The sequence below is a fragment of the Phormidium sp. FACHB-592 genome (assembly GCF_014695795.1).
GTDB lineage: Bacteria > Cyanobacteriota > Cyanobacteriia > Leptolyngbyales > Leptolyngbyaceae > Stenomitos.
Genome location: NZ_JACJOZ010000052.1, coordinates 68,843 through 92,747, shown reverse-complemented (window position 1 = coordinate 92,747; position 23,905 = coordinate 68,843). Strand labels below are relative to the sequence as shown.

General features: G+C 51.0%; 18 protein-coding genes. 12 read left to right on the top strand and 6 right to left on the bottom strand.

Translation table 11 applies throughout. From position 1 onward, the window contains the following. Nucleotides 1–7: 7 nt before the first annotated feature. From recG to H6F86_RS14510, 3 genes are read left to right on the top strand one after another with little or no spacing between them, the layout of a single operon-like run. Nucleotides 8–2,566: an ATP-dependent DNA helicase RecG gene (gene recG, locus H6F86_RS14520; RefSeq protein WP_347240374.1), complete on the top strand. Its 2,559-nt coding sequence runs from the start codon at nt 8–10 to the stop codon at nt 2,564–2,566. Further along, nucleotides 2,563–2,898, top strand: coding sequence for a DUF6883 domain-containing protein (locus H6F86_RS14515; RefSeq protein WP_347240372.1), 336 nt, complete (start codon nt 2,563–2,565; stop codon nt 2,896–2,898). Before recG ends, H6F86_RS14515 begins: the two co-directional genes overlap by 4 nt. A 2-nt stretch (nt 2,899–2,900) precedes the next feature. Then, on the top strand, nt 2,901–3,299 hold the full coding sequence (locus H6F86_RS14510) for a DUF2281 domain-containing protein (protein ID WP_190449318.1): 399 nt from the start codon (nt 2,901–2,903) through the stop codon (nt 3,297–3,299). A gap of 128 nt (nt 3,300–3,427) precedes the next feature. Here the strand turns inward: H6F86_RS14510 and H6F86_RS14505 are convergent, their stop codons facing one another. The 3 genes from H6F86_RS14505 to H6F86_RS14495 form a co-directional block, all read right to left on the bottom strand. Further along, nucleotides 3,428–3,721: an XdhC family protein gene (locus H6F86_RS14505; protein WP_190449317.1), complete on the bottom strand. Its 294-nt coding sequence runs from the start codon at nt 3,719–3,721 to the stop codon at nt 3,428–3,430. Between the two features lie 186 nt (nt 3,722–3,907). Beyond that, entirely contained in the window at nt 3,908–4,804 is an 897-nt protein-coding gene (locus tag H6F86_RS14500; RefSeq protein WP_190449316.1) for a DUF2806 domain-containing protein, read from the bottom strand. Nucleotides 4,805–4,936: 132 nt separating this feature from the next. Then, complete coding sequence (locus H6F86_RS14495) at nt 4,937–6,031, bottom strand: TIGR04168 family protein (RefSeq protein ID WP_242033524.1); 1,095 nt, start codon at nt 6,029–6,031, stop codon at nt 4,937–4,939. 157 nt (nt 6,032–6,188) lie between these two features. Between H6F86_RS14495 and xdhA the strand changes: the two genes are divergently transcribed. The 3 genes from xdhA to H6F86_RS14480 all read left to right on the top strand — a co-directional run bounded on the left by xdhA (nt 6,189) and on the right by H6F86_RS14480 (nt 11,023). After that, entirely contained in the window at nt 6,189–7,616 is a 1,428-nt protein-coding gene (gene xdhA, locus H6F86_RS14490) for a xanthine dehydrogenase small subunit (protein WP_190449315.1), read from the top strand. Beyond that, nucleotides 7,613–9,955: a xanthine dehydrogenase molybdopterin binding subunit gene (gene xdhB / locus H6F86_RS14485; RefSeq protein ID WP_190449314.1), complete on the top strand. Its 2,343-nt coding sequence runs from the start codon at nt 7,613–7,615 to the stop codon at nt 9,953–9,955. Before xdhA ends, xdhB begins: the two co-directional genes overlap by 4 nt. A gap of 351 nt (nt 9,956–10,306) precedes the next feature. Then, nucleotides 10,307–11,023, top strand: coding sequence for a hypothetical protein (locus tag H6F86_RS14480; RefSeq protein ID WP_206756045.1), 717 nt, complete (start codon nt 10,307–10,309; stop codon nt 11,021–11,023). 92 nt (nt 11,024–11,115) lie between these two features. Here H6F86_RS14480 and H6F86_RS14475 read toward each other — a convergent pair whose 3' ends face one another. Further along, entirely contained in the window at nt 11,116–12,414 is a 1,299-nt protein-coding gene (locus H6F86_RS14475) for a URC4/urg3 family protein (protein ID WP_190449312.1), read from the bottom strand. Between the two features lie 297 nt (nt 12,415–12,711). On the opposite strand from H6F86_RS14475, the gene H6F86_RS14470 reads away from it, so the two are divergent. The 3 genes from H6F86_RS14470 to H6F86_RS14460 all read left to right on the top strand — a co-directional run bounded on the left by H6F86_RS14470 (nt 12,712) and on the right by H6F86_RS14460 (nt 15,786). Further along, a complete protein-coding gene (locus H6F86_RS14470; protein ID WP_190449311.1) occupies nt 12,712–13,056 on the top strand; it encodes a DUF760 domain-containing protein in 345 nt (114 codons plus the stop codon). Beyond that, nucleotides 13,053–14,216, top strand: a complete 1,164-nt coding sequence (mutY, locus tag H6F86_RS14465; RefSeq protein WP_347240367.1) for an A/G-specific adenine glycosylase — start codon at nt 13,053–13,055, stop codon at nt 14,214–14,216. Before H6F86_RS14470 ends, mutY begins: the two co-directional genes overlap by 4 nt. Before the next feature lie 268 nt (nt 14,217–14,484). Beyond that, nucleotides 14,485–15,786, top strand: coding sequence for a GTP cyclohydrolase II (locus H6F86_RS14460; protein ID WP_190449310.1), 1,302 nt, complete (start codon nt 14,485–14,487; stop codon nt 15,784–15,786). A gap of 416 nt (nt 15,787–16,202) precedes the next feature. On the opposite strand, the gene H6F86_RS14455 is transcribed toward H6F86_RS14460, so the two are convergent. Then, nucleotides 16,203–16,943: a glutathione peroxidase gene (locus H6F86_RS14455; protein ID WP_190449309.1), complete on the bottom strand. Its 741-nt coding sequence runs from the start codon at nt 16,941–16,943 to the stop codon at nt 16,203–16,205. A 359-nt stretch (nt 16,944–17,302) separates the two neighbouring features. On the opposite strand from H6F86_RS14455, the gene uvrB reads away from it, so the two are divergent. Continuing rightward, on the top strand, nt 17,303–19,357 hold the full coding sequence (uvrB, locus tag H6F86_RS14450; RefSeq protein WP_190449308.1) for an excinuclease ABC subunit UvrB: 2,055 nt from the start codon (nt 17,303–17,305) through the stop codon (nt 19,355–19,357). A gap of 78 nt (nt 19,358–19,435) precedes the next feature. Continuing rightward, entirely contained in the window at nt 19,436–21,703 is a 2,268-nt protein-coding gene (locus H6F86_RS14445) for a GUN4 domain-containing protein (protein ID WP_190449307.1), read from the top strand. A gap of 286 nt (nt 21,704–21,989) precedes the next feature. Here H6F86_RS14445 and H6F86_RS14440 read toward each other — a convergent pair whose 3' ends face one another. Next, complete coding sequence (locus H6F86_RS14440) at nt 21,990–22,739, bottom strand: DUF561 domain-containing protein (protein WP_190449306.1); 750 nt, start codon at nt 22,737–22,739, stop codon at nt 21,990–21,992. Nucleotides 22,740–23,013: 274 nt separating this feature from the next. On the opposite strand from H6F86_RS14440, the gene H6F86_RS14435 reads away from it, so the two are divergent. Further along, entirely contained in the window at nt 23,014–23,556 is a 543-nt protein-coding gene (locus H6F86_RS14435) for a DUF2231 domain-containing protein (RefSeq protein WP_242033523.1), read from the top strand. The last annotated feature ends 349 nt before the right edge of the window (nt 23,557–23,905 follow it).

The window sequence follows — 23,905 nt, the reverse complement described above, 5'->3', positions numbered from 1 at the left end:
AATGAGTATGAGTCACTCAGAACAAGAGCCAATGGCTCCCGAATCGCCAACACCCGCTACCCCTCACCCCTCCCTCCTCTCTCCTCACCCTGCACCCGACTGGATTCGCCTTCAAAAAGCGCTCTCTGTCGAAGCAGAACGTGGTTTCAATGATTTAGAAGGCAAACAGCATCGCTTTAGTGAGTTCATTAGCCTGACATTAAGCCAGTTGCCTGCTCTGTTGCCTGCGATCGACCAACATCGCTGGCAAGAACTGGGCAAACAATTCACCACCTACTCAGAACTATCCTTCTCCCAACGGCAGCATTTAGTCGCAGATACGCGACGGTTTTTGCATCATGTACGTCAAGTCTGTGAGGACGCAGGGAAAGGAGAGAAAGGAGAGGAGCGAGGCGTTGGGGCATCATCGACAGGGGCGGTGAAGGCTCCTAAAACGACTCCGTTGGTCGAGGCGGGTCGTGCTGCCACTCTTGATCAAGCGGTAACGTATCTATCCGGTATTGGACCGAAGAACGCCGAGAAATTAGCAAAACTGGGGCTGATCACGGTGCGGGATGTGCTTTTTTACTACCCGCGTGACCACCTCGACTATGCGCGTCAGGTCAACATTCGGGACTTAAAAGAAGGCGAAACGGTGACGCTGATGGGCACTGTGAAGCGCTGTACGTGCTTTTCTAGCCCACGCAATACCAAGCTGACAATTTTAGAACTGCTCGTTCGTGATCACACAGGGCAGATCAAGCTGGGTCGATTTTTTGCGGGTAGTCGCTATAGCAATCGCGGCTGGCAAGAGCAGCAGAAGCGGCTGTATCCACCGGGAGCCACGATCGCCGCCTCTGGGCTAGTCAAAAAAAGCAAATTTGGCATGACGCTAGATAACCCCGACATTGAGGTTTTGCAGCATTCTGGTGAGGCGATCGACTCCCTTACGGTGGGACGGGTCGTACCCATTTACCCATTGACGGAAGGCGTCGATGCCGCACTGGTTCGACGAGCGGTGATTGCAGCACTGCCGGCTGTGAAGCAACTTCAGGAAGCGTTGCCAGAAAACTTGCGAGAGCAGTACGGGTTGGTGGGCATTCAGGAGGCGATCGCCCACATCCACTTTCCGCCCGATGGTGCGGCTTTGGATAATGCACGTCGTCGTCTGGTGTTTGACGAATTCTTTTACCTGCAACTGGGCTTGCTCAAGCGTCGTCAGAGCCAACGTCAGATTCAGGCAAGCGCTGTCATGGCTCCCACAGGTCAATTGATCGATCAGTTCTACGAAAACCTGCCCTTTCAAATGACCAATGCCCAGGAGCGGGTGATTAACGACATTCTTAACGATTTGCAAAAGCCAACGCCCATGAATCGTCTGGTACAAGGCGATGTTGGCTCTGGAAAGACGGTTGTGGCAGTCGTTGCCCTACTGGCTGCGATTCAGTCGGGCTATCAAACGGCGATGATGGCTCCCACTGAAGTGCTGGCAGAACAACACTATCGCAAGCTAGTCGGCTGGTTTAACCTGCTGCACCTGCCTGTCGAGTTGCTGACAGGTTCCACAAAAGCTGCCAAGCGACGCGAAATTCACGCCCAGCTTCAAACAGGTGAATTGCCCTTATTGGTAGGCACGCACGCGCTGATTCAAGACACAGTGAACTTTCAGCGCTTGGGTTTGGTGGCGATCGACGAACAGCATCGTTTTGGCGTACAGCAACGGGCACGCCTCCAGCAAAAGGGCGAACATCCCCATGTGCTGACCATGACGGCAACTCCCATTCCCCGCACGCTGGCGCTCACCCTGCACGGCGACCTGGATGTGAGCCAAATTGACGAACTGCCGCCTGGACGCAAGGCAATTCAAACCACTGTGCTAGCAGGCAAAGAGCGGATGCAGGCGTATGACCTAATTCGTCGTGAGATTGCTCAGGGACGGCAGGTATATGTGGTGCTGCCGCTGGTGGAAGAGTCGGAAAAGCTGGATTTGAAGTCGGCGATCGATGAACATCACACACTGCAAGAAAGTGTCTTTCCCGAATTTACGGTGGGTTTGCTGCATGGGCGCATGACTTCTGCTGAAAAAGATGATGCCATCACCCGCTTCCGCGACAACGAAACGCAAATCCTTGTCTCTACAACGGTGGTAGAAGTGGGTGTCGATGTTCCCAATGCAACGGTAATGCTGATCGAACACGCCGATCGCTTTGGGCTTTCTCAACTGCACCAGCTACGGGGACGGGTGGGGCGTGGTGGCTCCCAGTCATTCTGTTTGCTGATGAGCAGCTCCAAAACCGAAACGGCACGCCAACGGCTGAAAGTGCTGGAACAATCGCAAGATGGCTTCTTTATCTCTGAGATGGATATGCGCTTTCGCGGTCCTGGTGAGGTGCTGGGCACTCGTCAATCTGGCTTACCCGACTTTGCGCTAGCAAGTTTGGTAGAGGATCAAGATGTGCTGGAACTGGCACGACAGGCAGCCGAAAAAGTAATGGCAAAAGACGAAACCCTGAGCCGCTGGACACTCATGCAGCAAGAGCTAGACTACCGCTATTGCCGCCTGATGGGAGGCGCAATTCTAACGTGATACCGACTCAGCTAGAATTTCCAATGCGAAAAGCCGAGTACCTTTTTAGCTATGCCACAGAAGCGGGCACTGGCGGTGACAAACAGAAGTTCTGGCGATCGATTATGAGGTTTGAGTCACCCGAAGAGATTCGAGCTGCAATTTTGGCAGCGGTGTCAGTAGACTTGTTGCAGTTTCAAGGACAGAATGAATATGGCGATCGCTATCAAATGACAATTACAATCAAAGACTCATCCGGTGTAGCGCGACGCATTCGTACAGGTTGGATTGTGCTCACTGGCGAAGATGTAGCAAGGTTCGTTACCGCCGTTCCAGAACGATTAGGGAGGTAGGGATGGCTCAGTTTCAACTCTTTGATTCCGTAAAGTTGACAGAAGCGATCACGCTGTCTGACGGAGAGCTTGCACCTGAAGGTACATCAGGTGCTATTGTTGAAGTACTAAAAGATGGCGAAGCCTACTTAGTAGAACTCTTTGGTGGCTGGGTGAAAAGTAATGAAGAGGGAAATTTCATTCCAGTGGCCTCAGACGAACCAGATGCATTTGTAGAAACGTTGGGCGTAGAACTGGTATATCCGCAACAGTTGCAGTTAGTAAAAGCAGCACAAGAAACTACAGGGATACGAGGACAATTAACCGCTGCTTTGAATGAGTTACCAGAAGATTTAATAGCAGAAGTCCGTGATTTCGCTGAATTTTTGCGACAGAAGCAGCAAAAGAAAGTTGTTTCGTGAATGGGCGATCGCATTCTCACCCTGCTAGCGTTCTAGCCAGACCTGCATAATGCCGCCGCAAATACCCTGCTTGACCTGCTCCAAATTGCCCGATAGATTAATATCGACCTGTTGCTTTTCGCCTGTCATTAACACTTGCTTGGCTTGCTCAACCACATGGGCTTTGCCTGCACCACCGCCGATCGTGCCAACAAGACCGTCATCAGCGCAAAGCTCATAATCGCGCCAACTTTTCTAGGAACCGAGTCTTTCACACTGACGACCGTTGCCAACGCAACAGCTCCCTGCTGAAGTACGGCGACAAGCTGCTGGTAGAAGCTGAACATGAGTCGTGTGATGTAGGGGCGACCAGCCGTATTGTACGAGATGGGCGATCGAGTTTTGGTATCGATTGTAGCCAGGGGCGTGAGAAACGCTTGCATACAAGGATTTCACTCAAACGTACGCACCAGATTAAACAACACGCTACCCGTCCAATTACTCATCTCACTTCTTGGCAGTTTAACCAAACCTACTCGTTCATCCAGTCTTACAAAGTCCAATGTGGTAAACGTACGTTTTTATATTCTGTGCCACTTTATCTAGCTATCTCAACTTACTGCATCACCTCAACTTGCTGCTCTTTCTCTCACTGAAATTGTCCTTGGATATGGAGACGAAACAATAAGTCCCTTTTTCTTCCAAATATCTAAAACATAATCAAGAAAATCCGGAACAGGTTCAGAGATGCAAATTTGAGCAAGCTCTTGACCAGCTTTCGTAAATATAACTCTACCTATTTCCAGCTGATTATTTTGATCAGTTGGAAAGTCAATAGTTATTGAAGATGCTTGACAGACAACACTAATTGTCTTTGAAAGCTCCGCGTAAGTATAGCTCGATCCTGCACCATGATTAAAGCTGATCAATCCAATATCATCTAAATGGTTTAAGGCATTGAAGTTAACTCCAGAATTAACATAGATTGGATCTCCCTCGTTATAAATTAATAGAAATATTTCATCCAATAAACAGCAAAATCCACATAAAGTGTTGAAAAGTAATGCGTCTGCTTTATCAAGCGAACTTAGCAAATCGATTGTACGTTTCGAATAACTTCCAGGATTATTAGCCTCTCCAGCTAACAATTTCGCCCAAATTTCTTGCATCTGTTCGTCTGAAATCAAACGACTCTTATCAAAAAAATTAGTAATCCAATCATCTTCAACATTATTAGGATTAGCATCCTCTTTAAGATAAGGTAGAGCTTTAGTCGCTATAGCCTCAATATTAGCTTGCTTCTTGGCTTCTTCAAAGACAAACCGCTGTAAAGCTCGCTGTTGTAATTCAGTTATCTCAATTTGAGCAACGGATTTTATCCTGTCAGCATCAGCTTCTGCGCGAGCAATTTGTCTTATATAATAGGGCTTGAAAAGCCCTCCAATCGCATCGGATATTTTCTCAATCAATACAACCGCAGGTTTTGAAACATCTCCAAGATTGATGAGAGAGTTACCATCACTCATAGTCACAAGAACTCAAGTTGAAGCTCAGTAGTACGTTTGCTCACCATACTATAGCAAGTCTGTCTAAACCCAGCAGCATTTGAGTGGTATTGGGATATTTAAACTGAGCCATACATACTTGGAAGAAGTAAGCTACAGGATTGCTTCCCGCCATTGATGAGGCTTACTAGAGAACGTTTCATCCTGATAAAGCAACGTTTCTGAAACCAACGTTAAATTCTGGTCAAGCCAAACGATCGAGGCTTGAGCCACAGAGCCACCTTGGAGCGATACCAGCGAGAAGTTACGCAGGCAGCTCGTTTCCGTCCTGACGATGCGAGGTACGCTGGCGGCATTGAGATAGGTCGTTCCGTTTGTCGTCACGAGCGGCACTCGTTGGTGCTGTTTAGTGTGACGTAGCTGGTGGTGCATGTGCCCAAAGGCAACCAGGGGAATCGTTTTGCCAAGCTTGCGAGTCACCTCGATCGCCTCGGCAAAGTCTGGATCGCCATGATCGCCACCAGGAGGGTGCCAATCTTTACCACAGGTATCTTCGGCACGATCGCCTAAACCTTTCGGTCCACAGTGCCCCAGAAAGATCACCGTATCGAAAGTACTGCTGCTGGCGGCTTGCACAATCCGTTCAGTGGATTCGGCAAAGCTGGTGATGCCATAGCGCGATCGGTAGAAGGCGTTCGTGTTCTTCCACTCTGACCCGCCCCAGCTAAAGGGACGGCTGCCCACTACGGTCAGGTTCAAGGCAGGAAAGTCGAGTTTGCCGTAGCCAACGTGCGCGTCTCCCAGCAAATCTAGCTGTTGCTGTACCCGGTCTTCTTGGGTGCGATCGTAGGGACATTTCCTGATGCCCCATTCGGTCGCGCTGTACCAGGCATCGTGGTTGCCCAAAACGGCAGCTTTGGGAAGCTCAAGTGCGGCGATCGACCGCACAACCTCAACAGATTCGTTACCAAAATCTCCTACAAACAGCACCAGATCGACACCTAGATGCTTGAGCGCGATCGCGTCGTCTTCATCCCAGCAATTATGGATATCGCCAATAACAGCAATTTTGATATCTGATGGTGCTGGTTGTGGCGATGGCTGCGCGATCGTCGACTGTTTCTCTGGTTGCGCGATCGACTGCATGGAACGATTGTTTGTTTGGTAATCGTTCGTTTGGTGATCGTTCGTTTGGTGATCGTTTGTCTGACGATCGTTCGTTTGGCGATCGTGTAGCGGCTGATTCATGCGTATCCCTTTTCCCGTCTCTTCCAGCATAATCAGGTTTGGAGGCGAACGGAATTGCAAGGGTTAATCACAACGTCTTTAAATTAACAGCAAAGTCTTTTAGTACCTGGCACAGTAGAACCATAGACGACGTTGAAGCCGCCGCAATAAGAGATGTATGTCAGACGTGAATCTGGATTTGACCATCAATGGCGCGAATGTCCGCCTTAAAGACATTTCTCCAACTGTGACGCTGCTGGAATATTTGCGCGCCAGTGGCAGAGTGGGAACAAAAGAAGGCTGTGGCGATGGCGATTGTGGCGCGTGTACGGTAGCGATCGTCGCTGAAGGTGCAGACGGCAAACCCCATTATCAGGCGATGAACAGTTGCTTGATTCCCTTAGCGTCTGTTGCAGGACGAGAGATTATTACGGTTGAAGGGGTAGCCAACGGTGAACTACATCCCGTTCAGGCGGCAATGGTGGAGACGTTGGGTTCCCAGTGTGGCTACTGCACGCCAGGATTCATCATGAGCCTGTTTGCAGCGTATTACGATCGCACCGTGGATGACCTTTCTGTAGAAGGCAATCTGTGTCGCTGCACGGGCTATCTCTCCATTCGTCGTGCGGCTGCGTTAGTGAACAATGCTGTGCCTGAAGATACGTTTGCAGAACAGCTGAGTCATGCCACTACTGCATTTACACCATTGGATTACAGTGGCAACGAGCAGCACTTCTACCGTCCCACCCAGTTAAGTGAAGTCCTGACCTTGCTCCAGCAGCAGCCAGACGCAACACTGGTCGCAGGTGGGACTGATCTGGGGTTGGAACTGAGCCATCACCGTCAGCACTTTCCCGTCATGGTGTCTCTCGAAGCAGTGGCAGAATTGAAGCGCGTTGAACAAACCCCAGAGACCGTTGTGATTGGTGCCGCTGTGCCTTTGAGCCATGTTGAAACCAATCTGCACGGCATTTTCCCCAGCTTAGATGAGATGCTGCACTGGTTTGCAGCGCGACAAATACGCAATCGGGCAACGCTGGGCGGCAATCTGGGCACCGCTTCCCCGATCGGCGATCTTCCCCCCGTTCTCCTCTCGTTAGATGCTGAGTTGACGATCGCCAGCGCTACCGGAACTCGCACAGTTCTCTTAGCTGATTTCTTCAAAGGCTACCGTCAAACGGAGCTCCAACGAGGAGAGGTAATCGTCTCGGTGAGCATTCCAAAGACGATCGCATCCGGAGCCGTTCGTCGTCTCAGCCAGTCGTACAAAATTGGGAAACGCGGTACGGATGATATCAGCATTGTTGCAGCGGCGTTTACGATCGATCTGGATGCTAGCGATCGCATTGTTCATGCACGGCTTGCTTATGGTGGCGTGGCGGCAACTCCTGTACGGGCGATCGCCATTGAAACGCTGCTGATTGGGCAACCCTGGACATTAGCAACAATCCAGCGGATCAAGCCCACTCTGAGAGCAACCTTTACGCCCCTAACGGATTTTCGCGGCAGTGCTGACTATCGCAAACAGCTAATCGCCAATCTCTTTGAGAAGTTTTTCGTAGAATTTAGCAACGTCAACGCTGACCTATTAAAGGTGACGAGATGAATGCAGTCGGTAAACCCTCGAAACACGAAAGCGCGGTTCACCATGTCAGCGGCAAAGCGGTGTATACCGACGATCAGCGCCAGCCTGTAGGAATGTTGTCTGTTTATCCCGTTGTTGCGCCCTATGCCCATGCACGGATTACGGGCATTGATATTTCTGCTGCAGCAACCGTGGAGGGTGTTGTCACTGTACTGACTGCCGCTGACGTACCGGGCAAAAACGATACAGGCGTAATTGTGCAGGATGAGGTGCTGTTTCCCACTGAAACAGTGAGCTATTACGGGCAGGCGATCGTCTGGGTAGTCGGTGAAACAGACGAAGCCGCTCGATTGGGAGCCGCAAAGGTTATTGTGACCTACGAAGCACTAGAACCACTGCTGAGTATCAAAGCGGCGATCGCTGCGGAGAGCTTTCACAACCAAGCACAGGTGGTCTGTCAGGGTGATGCGATCACCGCCCTTGCTGAAGCCGATCGCTGTCTTGAAGGCGAGATCGAAATGAACGGTCAGGATCACTTTTACCTGGAGACCCAAGCAAGTTGGGTGATTCCCGATGGTGAAGGACATTATCAGGTTTACGCCTCAACCCAGCATCCTGCTGAAACGCAGGTGATAGTGGCGCGGGTGTTAGGTGTAACCAGCAATCAGGTAACGGTCACCTGTTTACGTATGGGTGGCGGGTTTGGCGGGAAGGAATCGCAGGCAAATCCCTATGCGTCGGTGGCGGCGATCGCTGCCAAGAAAACGGGTCGTCCTGTCCGCGTGAAGCTGAAGCGGAGCCACGATATGACCTTAACAGGCAAGCGTCACGGCTTTTTAGGACAGTACAAGGTCGGCTTTACCAGTGAAGGCAAAATCACTGCGCTGGATGTCGTACTCTATGCCGATGGTGGTTGGAGTTTAGACCTATCCCCGCCTGTGCTGCTACGCGCCATGCTGCACGTAGACAACGCCTACTACATTCCCCACATCAAAGTGACAGGACGCATTGCTAAAACCAACAAGGTATCGAATACGGCATTCCGAGGGTTTGGTGGTCCCCAGGGCATGATTGTGATCGAAGAGGTGATCGATCGCCTTGCCCGTGCTCTCAACCTGCCACCCGATGTCGTACGCGAACGCAATTTTTATCATGGCACTGGTGAAACTAACACGACTCACTACGGACAAGAAATCTATGACAACCGCCTTGATCGCGTCTGGCAGGAAGCGAAGACCAACGCCAACTTTGGGTCACGGCAGGCGGCGATCGCTGACTTCAACCGTACCCATCCGTATAACAAACGTGGGTTAGCCATCACGCCTGTTAAGTTCGGCATCTCGTTCAACAAAACGCACTACAACCAGGCAGGTGCGCTCCTGCTCATCTACACCGACGGCAGCATTCAGCTCAATCATGGTGGCACCGAGATGGGGCAGGGGCTTCACACCAAAATGCTGCAAGTGGCAGCGAACGCGCTTGGTGTCGGTATGAACCGCTTTCGGATGATGCCCACCAGCACGGATAAAGTGCCCAATACCTCCGCAACGGCTGCCTCTAGTGGGTCAGATTTGAACGGGCAAGCAGTCAAAGATGCGTGCGAAACCATCAAAGCACGACTGTCTCCAGTCGCAGCGAGAATGCTAAACCTGGATGCAGCAGAAGATTTAGTGTTTGAAGACGACTGGATCTTTTGCAAAACCTATCCCAAAACTCGCATCCCCTTTTTAGACGTGGTGAGACAGGCATACGACGATCGCATCAGTCTTTCTGCCACGGGCTATTACCGCACACCGCACATCTACTGGGATGAAGCAACAGGTAAGGGAAGACCCTTCTACTATTTTGCCTATGGTGCAGCGGTCAGCGAAGTTGAGGTGGATGGCTTTACAGGCACCTTTAAGCTACGGCAAGTCGATGTGGTACATGATGTAGGCGAATCGTTGAATCCCCTGGTCGATCGCGGACAAATTGAAGGCGCGTTTGTGCAGGGGATGGGCTGGCTGACGATGGAAGAGTTGGTGTGGGATGATCAAGGACGACTTCGCACCGATGCACCCAGCACGTACAAGATTCCCACTATTTGCGAAATCCCTGAACACTTCAGCGTTCATCTACTGACACGAGCCGCGCAGGATGGCGTGATCTACGGCAGCAAGGCAGTAGGCGAACCGCCCTTCATGCTGGCAATGTCGGTACGAGAGGCAATTCGGGAAGCCGTAGCGGCATTTGGCAATGCTTCAGCAGTTTTCCTTGCGGCTCCCGCAACACCAGAGGCAACATTATGGGCGATCGAACAGGTGCGATCGTCCTCCACTCAGCCTGCCGCCGCTCCAAATCCCCAGCTTTCAACCATCTAGCTACTAAAGAGTACACCTGACTTTGGCTCTCCAACCTTTGCTTTTGCGAAGCTGTTGGTCATTTGTCGTGACAACCGTGTATCTGCATAGAAATGTACTTCTCTGATGCATACAGAGAAAAATAGGGCAGTCTTAGCTTAAGCAAATCGGTAAGCACGCTTAACGCACAAGGAAAGACACTTTACTTGGGTTGCCAACCATGTGTCAGAAGCTTTGCGGTGCAAGTGAGTCAGTGTTTGCAGCGATCAGTCTTGGTTTGGTTCCTGTTGGCTGTCTGGCTGCGTCCTGGCTTACCCCTGCTCTATCTTCTCTTAACTTCCCCCTCGGTCTACTATGGTTACCAGCACCAAAATGAACCTTGTTCGCTGTCCTGCGATCGTCGGTTTGCTCTTCCTCCTGTCTGCTTGCAATACCAGCCCATCACCGACAGCAACGCTTACGCCAGCACCCGTAGCCTCTGCTCAACCCCAACCAAAGCCAAGTGTAGCCAGCACGCCTGTTGTAACTGCCAACGCTGATCCGTTCCCGAAAGCGGATGATAAAGCCATCAGTGCAGCCAATCTCGCTCGCAATGCTTCTACTGTTGAAGACTGGGCTTTGGTCAGCGGCAAACTTCAGCAGGCGATCGCCCTCATGAAAACCGTACCTGCTGGCAGCCCAAAACGCGCGATCGCCCAAAAGAAATTAGCCCTTTACCAGCAGCAGTTGAAAACGGCTCAACAGCAAGGGAAAAAGTTAGCAACAAATAATACTGCTGAGAAAGCGAGGGCGTCGCAGCAGAGTCAGCCTGCTGCCGCTGTGGTTACAACGGCGGCTCCAGTAATTACGGGTATCGGTAGTTTAAACTCAGAAAACTATAGCCGCATTGAGTTTGGTATGAGTCCTGATGAGGTGCGATCGCTGTTGGGTACACCCACACGTGAACAAGGACAAGCACCAACCTTTTCCCTAACTTGGGAAAGTGCAGACAAAAAGACAACGGTTGGCATTAGCTTCTATAAGAATAGAGTCGCAGGGAAAAGCTGCGTCACCTCTAGTTCGACCATGAAGTGCGTCACTAAAACGTAGATAACATGAGTTCGAGTTAGGTCTATTCGTCGAACTTACGCCAAGACAATAGCTGTCAGCGTTTAGCAATAAACGCTAGTAAAGATGAAGCTTTAAAAAACAGTGCCGTCACTCTCGATCTGGATCGGTGGGCTGCCGTTGGGTCGTAAGGTGGCAGCAATACGTCGTCCAGCAGTCCAGGTGCCGCCTTGCAAAATCTTGACTAACGGTAGGTCAGTTGCAGACAGATTGAGTGTCTGCCGGATGGTCTCTGCAAGGCGATCGAGCAAAATGACTGTCAGCGCACGCCACTCGATGATCGCCTCTGAACCGGGTAAATGCGTCTGTTGTAAGACGATCGGATCTTTGATTTGCAGCAAGCCCAAGTCTACACATAAGCCACCATTGCGATATTCTGGCAAGCCTGTGAGTGCATCTAGCCCAGTAATGGTCAACCCAAGCTCTTGAAGGGGTTCCAATAGGGAGTAGGTGAGCCATTGAGAGAGCTTGTGGAAGGGAACAAGGGTAGAAAGTGGAGAGTGGGGATCCGGGAGTTGGGAGTCGGGAGTGGGGGCTAGAGCGGAGTGAACCCAAACATCACCTAGATTCACCTCTGCCAGCGTGATTCGTCCCGCCCAGATAGCGCCAAAGCCTTCTAAAACAGCACTCAGGACGGTACTTGCCTCTAGTTGTCCCTTGTGAATCTGTCCAGTATGGGCGCGATCGCCAGCATGAGCACGATCGCACAGATAGGCAACGAGTTCTCCAGGACGTGCAGGCTGAGAACCAAACAACGTGGGCTGCTGCTGGATGACGGTTCCCAGGCGTTGCAGCAATGCCAACCGTCCTGATAGCCCGACAAGGGGATTGTCCTGGCTTACCTGAAAGGCTTGACTCAAAGCTTCCTCAGTCAGGTTTTGCAGCCCGATCGCGTCTGCCTGCAACGGCAGTTGCGGATCACTTGAAAAAATGCCCTGAAAAAACGCGTGCAAACTGGCGATCGCCAAACCTTCCGATCGTCGCCAAACCGTCCCTGTGCCTGGTTCCGTATACTGCCAGCGATCGCCTGCGCCCGCATCAAGCAACACGCTGACGATCGCCAGATCAAATTTTGCCTTCGCTTTTGCCAACGGTGCTAGAGCGTCCAGAGCAGTGAGGCGATCCTGATTACCGACTTCAAAATGTCGCCAACGGCTGTGAAACGGAATATTCAGGTCGGGGTAGCTCTCGCGAGTCACCTGAAGCACATAATCAGCTACTTTCTCAAGCTGGCTCAGGTCGCAACGAAAGTATTGCAGCTTGTCAGCACACGCCAGATCGAATAGTTGCCCACACCGCTCCCGAATAGCAGTAGGAGAACGAAGGTAAGCGATCGTAGCAGCATCCTCCGGGCTAAGTGGTTTAGCAGTCATGATCAATTCCTCCGATTCCCCTTGATGATTTTTTGCAACCTTCACCTACTGCCATCTCCACAGTGTCGTGCTGCTACGCTGGAACTAAGAGAGACTACTGGAGTCATCTTTAACCATGTACATTGGTTGTTCTACCCTCTCTCTTCTTCACCCCTTTAAAGCTCGCTTAAGTTTAATGCACTTGCCTACCCACGTGCGTTCATTACCCAACACCAGGTTCGGTTCTACACACTGCAACTTTGCATGGAGCATTGATACATTTATTTATACAAGCCGACAGTAGATCGAGGTTTATCAGTGAATAACACATCTAATCGATTGCCAGAATTTTTGGGCGGTGAGTCTGAGTCAGCCAACCAGTTTCTGAACTATGTGCAGTCGTTAAGCCCAGAAACGATCGCCCGCCTTTCTCGTCCCGCTTCCTCTGATGTCTTTCATGTGATGGAACGGAACATCATTGGGCTTTTGGGCGCACTGCCACCAGAAGGCTTTGACGTTACAGTGACAACGAGTCGTGAAGACTTGGGTCGTTTGCTTGCATCTGCCATGATGAGTGGCTATTTTCTCCATAACGCCGAGCAGCGGATGGCGTTTGAGACTTCCCTTGTTGCAACGGAAACTGATGCTGCCATTACAGAGTGACACGCACGAAGTTGATCGCCTCTCATCAATTAAACCAGGATATATCAGGCTCGACGGATGATTACGATCGTCTGTCGAGTGCTGCAATTATTAGCTTACGGCAGGCACTTCTGACTTGGTATAGGCAGTCTGGGCGTACGTTGCCGTGGCGACAGACTCGTGATCCCTACGCCATTTGGGTGTCAGAGATCATGCTTCAGCAAACGCAGGTCAAGACAGTGCTGCCCTATTACGAGCGTTGGCTCACGCTTTTTTCAACCGTGCAGGCGTTGGCGATCGCAGAGCAACAGCAGGTGCTTAAAGCCTGGGAAGGATTGGGTTACTACGCCCGCGCCCGTAACCTGCATCGTGCCGCTCAGGCGGTTGTGCTGAAGCATAATGGCGTTTTCCCTAGTGATTTTGCCACCGTCATGCAGTTGCCTGGCATTGGGCGTACGACTGCTGGTGGCATTTTGAGTGCAGCGTTCAATCAGCCGATCGCCATTCTGGACGGTAATGTGAAACGGGTGCTGGCGCGACTCCTGGCATTACCCGTTCCACCAAAGCGGGCGATCACGCAACTCTGGCATTGTTCCGAAGCGCTGATTGATCCGACTTTTCCCCGTGACTTCAACCAGGCAATCATGGACTTGGGCGCAACGGTTTGTACACCGCAGCAGCCATTGTGTGCAAACTGTCCGTGGAAGGAGCACTGTCGGGCTTACAATCAAGGCATTCAAGCGGAACTGCCTATGTCTGAAACGCGTGTGCCCATACCGCACAAAGTGATTGGTGTTGCGGTGATCTGGAATGATCAGGGACAAATTCTAATCGATCGTCGTCGCCAGGAAGGTTTGCTTGGTGGCTTATGGGAATTTCCGGGTGGTAAAGTTGAACCAGGTGAAACCATTGAAGCCTGCATCCAGCGTGAGATTCGCGAGGAATTAGGGATTGAAATAGCCGTGGGCGATCGCCTGATCGTTGTTGATCACGCTTACAGCCATTTTCGAGTGACGCTGAATGTCCACCATTGCCGCCATGTCAGTGGTAAGCCACAGGCGATCGAGTGTGACGAAGTGCGTTGGGTAGCGCTAGCAGAGCTTGACCAATATCCCTTCCCCAAGGCAAACCTCCAAATTATTGAGGCACTGAGGAAGGGGAGTGCAAAGGATGAAGGCTAACGGCTTAAAGATAGCGTTTCACCGTTTAACCTCTAGCCTTTAACTTTTCTACCCGCTTCTGCCGCCTAGGGTACTCTCTCAGGAAGGTCCTGTTGGTAGAATCAGAGGCTCTACTCGTTATAAAGATTACATTCCAAACAGGTGTAGTTGTTTGGTTTTGGGCTTTATACCAGTAGTGTTAAATGACGCGATCGGTAGACTCCAAGCGTAATGGACTGCTAGATGTGCGTCAGTGTTGCTTCTACTCCATTTCCTTACTGGGTGCCCTATGTCGAGCGAAAAAGCAGCGTCAAGTGAAAAAGCAGGGTCAAGCGAAAAAAACGGCTCTCAAGCAAAGCATATTGTACTGACTTCCCATCCTGCCAGTTTTGGTCCTAAACCGATCGCGATTCGATGGGGTGAAGCCAATCCCCTGGTACGTGGAGCCATTGTCGGCACCCTGACAAATTTAGCCCAGCGTAACGTCATTGGCAGCCACTCTGGAGCGTATGGCATTTATCGAGCGCTGGCAGTGGCTAGCGGGCGATTGCAATCTGACCATCGAGCAGACCTGACCAATACAGCTCCAGCAGCCCTCCTGGGACCGCATCCCGCTTGGGCTGACCCAGAGAAGATTGTGGCGCTTGACCCGTTTGGTGCGTTAGTTGGAGAAGTCTACAAGCCGCTATACGAGCAGGGCTATGACATTCGTCCGACGATCGCCATTACCAAAGCACACATTAATATGCCTGAGCTTCAGGAAGCGGCAGCAAAGGGTCGCCTCAAAGTCGATGGCACCATCATGAAAGCGAATGGTGATCTGGTCGTGACGAAGGCAGCGATCGAACCTGTCTGGTATCTGCCAGGCTTAGCAAAACGACTGGGTGTAGGAGAAGCAGTTCTGCGACGAGCGCTTTTTGAGCAGACAGGTGGGATGTTTCCTGAGTTGGTGACACGCCCCGATTTGCGCGTTTTTCTACCGCCGATCGGGGGGATGACTGTTTATATCGTTGGCGATGTGGCGGCAATTGCTGATCCCAATCGTCAGCTTGCAGTTCGCATCCATGACGAGTGCAACGGATCGGATGTCTTTGGGTCAGATATTTGCACCTGTCGCCCCTATTTAGTCCATGGCATTGAAGCGTGTGTACAAACCGCACAAGCAGGTGGCGCAGGCGTTATTGTCTATTTCCGCAAAGAAGGTCGAGCGTTAGGCGAGGTAACTAAGTTCTTAGTCTATAACGCTCGTAAACGTCAGGAAGGCGGCGATCGCGCCGATGCCTACTTTGCCCGTACAGAGTGCGTTGCAGGCGTTCAGGATATGCGCTTTCAGGAACTCATGCCCGATGTGCTGCATTGGCTTGGCATTACCCGGATCGATCGCCTGATTTCTATGAGCAACATGAAGTACAACGCCATTACCCAATCTGGGATTACAGTCGTCGAGCGCGTCCCGATTCCAGATGACTTGATTCCTGCAGATGCCCAGGTTGAAATGGAAGCAAAGAAAGCTGCTGGCTACTATACCGATGGTGAGGTGCCAACAGAGGCGATTCTAGCCGCAGTCAAAGGTCGTAGTTTGAGCGATTAGTCTGTTGCTGGAAAGCTATCTAATCTAGCCAGAATCTAGTTAAAAGTAACTTGCCTTGATTCTAACGAGACACGTTTCAAGGCGATCGACTCTGTAACAGGTGAAGAGAACGTTAGGACAGACCTAAACCTTGAAACGTCCTTTGAGCAAGGGCTTACTTTTAGTTGGTGATTAAGGGTGGACTTGGGCGAAACGTGATCAACTGTACAATTGCTTCAGAGCAAAACCTACCTTCACAGGCAGCGACCACGATCGACATTGGTATTAATTAGCATAAGCAACACGATTGCTCCTCTGGCAAGGAGCCTCTCGCTGAAAAGCTGGCACGAGCGCTTTTGATCGTCAGCACTGACTATGCCAAATACTGACGATCGCGGTGAGGCGTGAATGCTCTACAGGCGTGAATGCTCTACACGCTATACAGCTGCCGTTGCAAAGTACGCTTCTAGTGCTTCTGAGCCACCAACGAGCCTGCCATCAATAAAGACTTGGGGCACGGTCGTTGCACCTGCCACTGCCAGGAGCGATCGCACTGTGTAATCCTTACCTAGCACCATTTCTTCGTAGGGCAGTTTATGCTCTTGCAGCATTGCCTTGGCTTTAGCGCAGAACGGACAACCGACTTTGGTAAAGATAGAGACGCATTTGGGTTTAGCCGCTTCGGGATTGATGTAGCGCAGCATCGTGTCAGCATCCGACACCTTGAAGGGGTCGCCGGGTTCCTCTGGTTCGATGAACATCTTGTCGATCACGCCATCTTTAACCAGCATGGAATAGCGCCACGAGCGCTTACCAAAACCCAGGTCAGTCTTATCGACCAGTAGCCCCATACCATCGGTGAACTCACCATTGCCATCGGGAATCAGCTTGATATGAGCGGCATCCTGGTCTTTTGCCCATTCATTCATGACAAACGTATCGTTTACAGACATACAGATAATGTCATCAACGCCATTGTCTTTAAATGTTTGCGCCAAGTTGTTGTAGCCCGGCAAATGTGTAGAAGAACAGGTCGGCGTAAATGCGCCTGGCAAGGAAAAAACGATGACATTTTTCCCAGCAAACAGTTCATCAGTCGTTACATTAACCCACTCATCGTTCTGACGAGTCCGAAACGTAACATTAGGAACTTTTTGTCCTTCTCGGTTTGGCAACATAAGTTTAGCTCTCTAGATTTGACGCTTGAATGATACTTGAAGTTTGGCGCTTAGAATTTAACGCTGAGAGTTAGGCGCTTAGACGTGAGGAAAGACTGAGAGGAGGCATTGATCGCTGACTCAGAGAATGCGGTCATCCTCATGGTCAAGCCTCTGCCCCTTGCTGCCACCTTACGAAAACATTACACCTTTCTACACAACTTACGACTGCTATGCAGGCAATCAGCAAGCCGTAGTCGTTATGATTATGATACGACACATGCTGCAACATTGTGGCGTTAAGTACCGTCAACTCAGGCAAAAATCCGTCATCATGGAAGAGAATTTGCCCCTATCTTGAGTGGATAGCAGCGACCTGTATGGCACAATTTCAGATTCAAGCGCCCTTTGAACCCGCTGGCGACCAACCCCGCGCGATCGCTGGTTTGATTACCAGCATTGAGGCAGGCAACCACTATCAGACGCTGCTGGGCGCAACAGGTACAGGAAAAACACACACGATCGCCCGTGTCATCAATGAGCTAGGCAGACCAGCGCTTGTGCTGGCACATAACAAAACGTTGGCAGCCCAGCTTTGCAACGAGTTGCGCGAATTTTTCCCAAACAATGCGGTTGAATATTTCATCAGCTATTACGACTATTACCAGCCTGAGGCATACATTCCTGTAACGGATACCTACATCGAAAAAACAGCGTCAATCAACGAAGAGATTGATATGCTGCGGCACTCCGCTACGCGATCGCTGTTTGAGCGGCGGGATGTCATTGTGGTCGCTTCTATTAGCTGCATTTATGGCTTGGGAATTCCGTCTGAATACCTGAAAGCCTCGATTCCTTTGCGTGTGGGCACTGAAATGAATCCACGCCAGATCATTCGCGATTTGGTGTCGGTACAGTATACCCGTAATGATTTAGACCTCGGTCGGGGTAAGTTCCGCGTCAAAGGCGACGTGCTGGAAATCGGTCCGGCTTACGAAGACCGCATTATCCGCGTTGAGTTCTTTGGCGACGAAATTGATGCGATTCGCTACATTGATCCGGTAACAGGTGCCACGATGCAAAGCATGGATGGGGTCAACATCTACCCTGCCCGTCACTTTGTTACACCCGAAGAGCGGTTGCAAGTTGCATGCGAGGCGATCGAGCAAGAACTCAAAGCCCGTTTAATCGAACTGGAAAGAGACGGTAAACTGCTGGAAGCACAGCGACTAGAGCAACGCACTCGCTACGATCTAGAAGTGCTGCGCGAAGTGGGCTTCTGCAACGGCGTAGAAAACTACTCGCGTCATCTGGCAGGGCGTGAAGCAGGTTCCCCGTCTGAATGTCTGCTTGACTACTTTCCTAAAGACTGGCTGTTGGTAATTGACGAGTCGCACGTCTCGATTCCTCAATTGCGCGGGATGTACAACGGTGACCAGGCGCGCAAAAAAGTGCTGATTGACCACGGCTTCCGGTTGCCTAGTGCAGCAGATAACCGACCCCTCAAAGCTGAGGAGTTTTGGAGCAAGGTGAACCAATGCGTTTTTGTTTCTGCGACTCCTGGCGAATGGGAACTAGACCAGTCAGGCGGCAAGTTTGAGAGCGAAACGGAAGCAGGCAAAAAAGGCTACATTCAGGGTACAGGGAATGTTGTGGAGCAGGTCATTCGTCCTACAGGTGTGCTTGATCCTGAAATCTTCGTTCGCCCTACAACAGGTCAGGTGGATGATCTGCTGCACGAAATTCAAGAGCGCATCCCACTACAAGAACGAGTGCTCGTCACAACGCTAACGAAGCGGATGGCGGAGGATTTGACCGAATATTTTCAGGAACGCGGCGTGAGGGTGCGCTATCTGCATTCTGAGATTAATTCGATCGAGCGGATTGAGATCCTGCAAGACCTCCGTAATGGCGAGTTTGATGTGCTGATTGGGGTCAACTTGCTGCGAGAAGGCTTGGATCTTCCTGAAGTCTCGCTGGTAGCCATTTTGGACGCAGACAAAGAAGGGTTTTTGCGGGCAGAGCGATCGCTCATCCAGACGATCGGACGGGCAGCTCGTCACGTGGAAGGTAAAGCGATCCTTTACGGCGATAATCTGACCGATAGCATGGCAAAAGCTATCAGCGAAACGGAGCGTCGTCGCGCAATTCAAAACGCCTACAACAAAGAACATGGCATCACGCCTGCCTCCATTATCAAACGCACCAACAACTCGATTCTGACTTTTCTGGATGTGTCTCGTCGCCTCAATGCCCAAGAGCTAGAGCAAGTCTACGAACACTCGCAGGATTTACCCCTTGAAAACATCCCCGACTTGATCGCACAACTCGAAACGCAGATGAAAGAAGCAGCGAAAAAGATGGAGTTTGAAGAAGCAGCGAAGTATCGCGATCGCATTAAACACCTCCGCGATAAACTCCTCGGTCGGCATTGACGGTTGCTGATCGGCTAACACAGCGTCAACAGTCCTTTTCTAGGTTAGAAAGGAAAGACTGATCGCTGATGCAAACTGATGCCGGAAGAACCATCTAAGCAACCGTCCATTCCTGACCAACTGGCAGAATTGGCAGTCAAGGTACTCAAACCCGGTGGTGTGGGGGTTGGTAGCGCTTATGGACTCTGGCTACTCTTTATTGAACACAAAGCGGCTGAAGCGATCGCCTCTGCTGTGATTGGGATGTGTCTGTCCTATGGTGGAAACCTGTGGGGAGAAATTCACAAGGGCAACGAGCGGCGCTTCAAAGCGACAGGAGCCGCGATCGATGGCACGATCGACCACACCATTGAACAACTCTTTGCCAAGGCAACCCGCGCTGAAGATGCCTATTTGCTTTGTCAGGCGCTCGATTGCCGCGACTATAAACCAGAAGGCATGGGTGCCCGCGATCGCATCTCTATTCCCCAGCTACAAGAAATCTTTGTACCCCTGGAGTTAGATTCCAGCGCCATTGCACCAGGGTTGCAGCCACGCGATCGGCGAACGATAGAACCCTTTCAAGAGCTTGACATTTGGGCGTTTCTGAGGGAGTCGAAACGGCAACCTGCCTATCGGCAACTGGCGATCGTTGCCTGGGGTGGTTTTGGCAAAACGACCTTGCTCAAGCACCTTGCTTTTATTTATGGGACAAAGCAGCACCGTCAGTTTAAGGTGCCATTTCTCATTCCAGTGTTGCTCCCGTTACGCAGCTATCGATCGCTCTTCGCGCAAGAGAAACCGCCCGATTTGCCTGCACTGGTCATGCAGCACCATATTACTCAGTTAGCAGAGCTAAACCCACGGCTCAAAAAGCTCCCCGCCAAATGGTTTGAGGACGTGCTGACCAACGGCGATGCCCTGGTTATGATGGATGGGTTTGATGAGATCCCCGAAAGCGAACGCCCTGCCTTGGGTCGGTGGATTACAGCGCAAATGAGACGGTTCGATCGCTCGGTGTTTATTCTTACGTCGCGTCCCACTGCTTACAAAGATGACTTTGCAGAACCGCTGCGAACCAAACTCTGGGTGCGACCGCTGAAGCCTAGTCAGCAAGAAGCCTTTGTGCGCCAGTGGTATCGGTGTCAGGAACAGCTCGATCGTGGCGGACGCAATACTCCAGAGGTGCAGCGCGAAGCAACCCGCAACGCCGATAATTTGCTCAACCAGATCCACAATCCCGATCGTCCTGAACTCGCAGACTTAGCCAAAAACCCGCTGCTGCTGAACCTGTTAGCCACCTACCACCGCAGCGATCCGGGTGTTGAGTTACCGCGCCAACGAGCAGAACTGTATCAAGATATTTGCACACTGCAACTCCGCAAGCGACCTGCCGCCCGTGGTATTGAACTCTCGTTGTCCTGGGAAGACCGTCAAAAAGTGCTGCAAGCCGTCGCCCTCAAGATGATGCAGCGAACCCTTAAGCTCATTCCAGAAGCGGAGTTGGTGCAGTTGGTGGCTCAAGCGCTTCAGATGCAAGGAAAGTCTGTGGCACCAGAGGCATTGCTCAAGCAAATCATTGATGTAAGTGAATTGATTGTAAGACAGGGTTTGGAAGGCTGTGAGTTTGCCCACCTGAGTTTTCAGGAGTTTCTCGCGGCAAAGCAGATCAAAGACTTGCAGCAGGAAGGTTTACTCTACCCCTGTCTACACGCCGCCAGTATTATTAGCGATGACCGATCATGGTGGCGACAAACCATTTTGCTCTATGCCGCTCAGACCAACCCCACGCGCCTGATTCAGGAAGCCATTCGTCAAGGGGCAACCGACCTTGCCTATGCATGCTGGCAAGAGACGCAGCGCACCCTCGATCCTGCCATCGAAGCGTCACTTCAGGCACTCAAACCCGCCCTTCAGACCTCGCGCTATGCCACCTTAGAAGACCTGCTGAAGACCCAGCAATGGCGTGAAGCAGACGAAGAAACCTATTGGCTGATGCTTACCACAGTGGGTAAAGAAGAGGGGCAATGGTTTGATCTTGAAGACCTCGAAAACTTTCCCTGTGAAGACTTACGAACCTTAGATCAACTCTGGGTGAAGTACAGCCACGGTAAATGGGGCTTTAGCATCCAGAGACGCATCTGGCAGGAATACGATAGCCCAATGTTTGACGATGACAGTCGGGTAGAAGATTGGATAATGTTTTGCGAATGTGTCGGTTGGAGTAAAAGCGGCGACTGGTTATATCACTCTGACTTAACTTTTGACTTAAAGGAATCTCAAAAGGGAGAACTTCCAGGATGGTTTGAGTCGCCACAACAGGGAGGCGGAGTTCTCTTGTCTCGCATACGCGCTTGTGGGCTGTAGCACACAGTAGTTCTAGAGCTTTTTTAAGGTTTGTAAACGTTCGATTTTTACATGATTGATCGTCCTTTCAGCGTTTCAGGTAACGGTGGCTCAAACTTAAGGCTGGCAATTCTAGGACGAGGCACTTAATCGGCTCCATGCCCTACTAACGTACCAGGAGTTTTCTATTGCTTTGGTGTGTTGGGCTTCTCTGCCTCAACCAAACCTGCGTGATCGCTCTATGTCTCTGTCTATCATTCCAAATTGGAGTGATAGACAGGAAGTTTCATGTCGCAAATCGATCTCTCTAAACGTACAGAGGTTTCCGGCTGACTGTTGCTAACGCTTCAACCAAACTACGCACAGCCGCAATCATGGCGACTTCGCTATTGAGTTGGTTGATGGCAGAGCCAACGCCAATGCCGGATGCACCAGCCGCGATCGCTAGTGGAGCCGTCACATTTGACAATCCAGACGCGCACAACACAGGCACATTGACAGCGCGGGAGATTTCGTAGGCAGCCGCTAGAGTGGGAGCCGCTTTTTCGATCAGTCCCAGGGTGCCAGCATGGATAGGTTGGCTGCTGGTGCCGCCTTCAGTTTGGATGATGTCGGCTCCGGCTTGGACTAAGGCTTCTGCTAGCTGTACCTGCTTGTCGAGCGTCAGAATGTGAGGCACAGTGACAGAGAGGGTAATGGTTGGCAGCAGTGTACGAGTCGCACGAGTTAGCGCCAGAACTTCATCAGCTTCAAAGCGACGACCTTGCGCATAGAAGCTGTCAAAGTTACCGATTTCAATCAGATCGGCTCCGGCATCGACCGCAATCACAAATTTCTCTGGTTCCACAGCCGAGACGCAAACAGGCAAATGGGTTAGTTGTTTAGCTAACCGCACCAGATTTGGATCGGCAGCAATGTCTACAAACGTTGCACCACCGCGATCGGCAGCGTTGACCGTTGCAGCCACACGATCGGCATCAAAGTTGTGCAGACCGCTAATAATTTTTAGCGCGTGTCCATTATCTAGAGCATTCTGTAGCGTGGGAAGAATCGTCATGGTGTTTCTAGTGAAATTCGTACCGTCCATTCTGCCACTCAATGCCAAGAGATTCTAGAGGGGCATACAGTCTGCATGGAGTATCTCTACAGATAAGCGTTCGTTTAGCTAAAAATAGCAGTATAGAAAAGTCGCTACAGCTACTTTCAGATCAGCTTAAGCAAACCGCTAGTTCAGTAAGGGTTTGTACTTTTTGATGCCCATTTGTAGGGTGATTCACTCTATGGGAAGAGTAAGCATCGGCTCTGGTATTGCTACTTTTGACAGTAATGTCATGGAGTTAACAACTGGTCGTATGACTCAAACACCAAATATTCCACCAGTGATTGAGAGTGATGAGCGTGAGTACCGCGATAGCGGTGTTCCTAGCACTGTAGCGATCGCGGGTCATCCGTTGCATCCGTTGCTTGTGACGTTTCCGATCGCCTTTTTAACGGGTGTTTTGGGTACAGATGTAGGCTACTGGCTGACGGGTGATGTTTTTTGGGCGCGTGCCTCATTCTGGCTGCTTGGTGCAGGTATTGTCTCGGGGCTTGTAGCAGCAGCAACGGGGATGATGGATTTCGTAAAGATCGATCGTGTACGCGAACACCAGGCTGGATGGGTACACATGGTAGGCAACGTTGCCGCTTTGAGCTTATCGTTGGTTAGCTTTATCCTAAGATGGGGCAATCAAACCGGAGCCGTACTGCCAACGGGGTTAATTTTGTCGCTGTTTGTGGCAACACTCATTGGCATTACGGGTTGGTATGGTGCCGAGCTAGTCTACCGTCACAAGGTTGCGGTAATTGGCTATGGTCCCAAGCATAGACCTTAAGAATAGTAGCAGCCTGAGGTAAATCGCTGTTAAGCCTCGGCTTGTCAGCAGATCCCTTAATCCCCCTCGACCTCTTAAAAGGAGGGACTTCAAACCTTGGTTTGTTGCCCCGTTTTTTAGGAGTTAAGGGGGATTGCCTTTAAAGGCATTTCACGGTTTCAGTCTTTCTGTATAGCAATTCAAATCAGCGGCGACGGGAAGGCTTAAATTCAGCACCAGCGCGTTCGACGACCGTCTGCCTGCATTGAAGTGGTTAGACTGTGCCTGTGAACTAAAACTAGAGCGCCTTCAAAGTCTTGGCAATTGCACTCTCCCCCAATAACCTTTGCACTCAATCGCTCACTGCAAC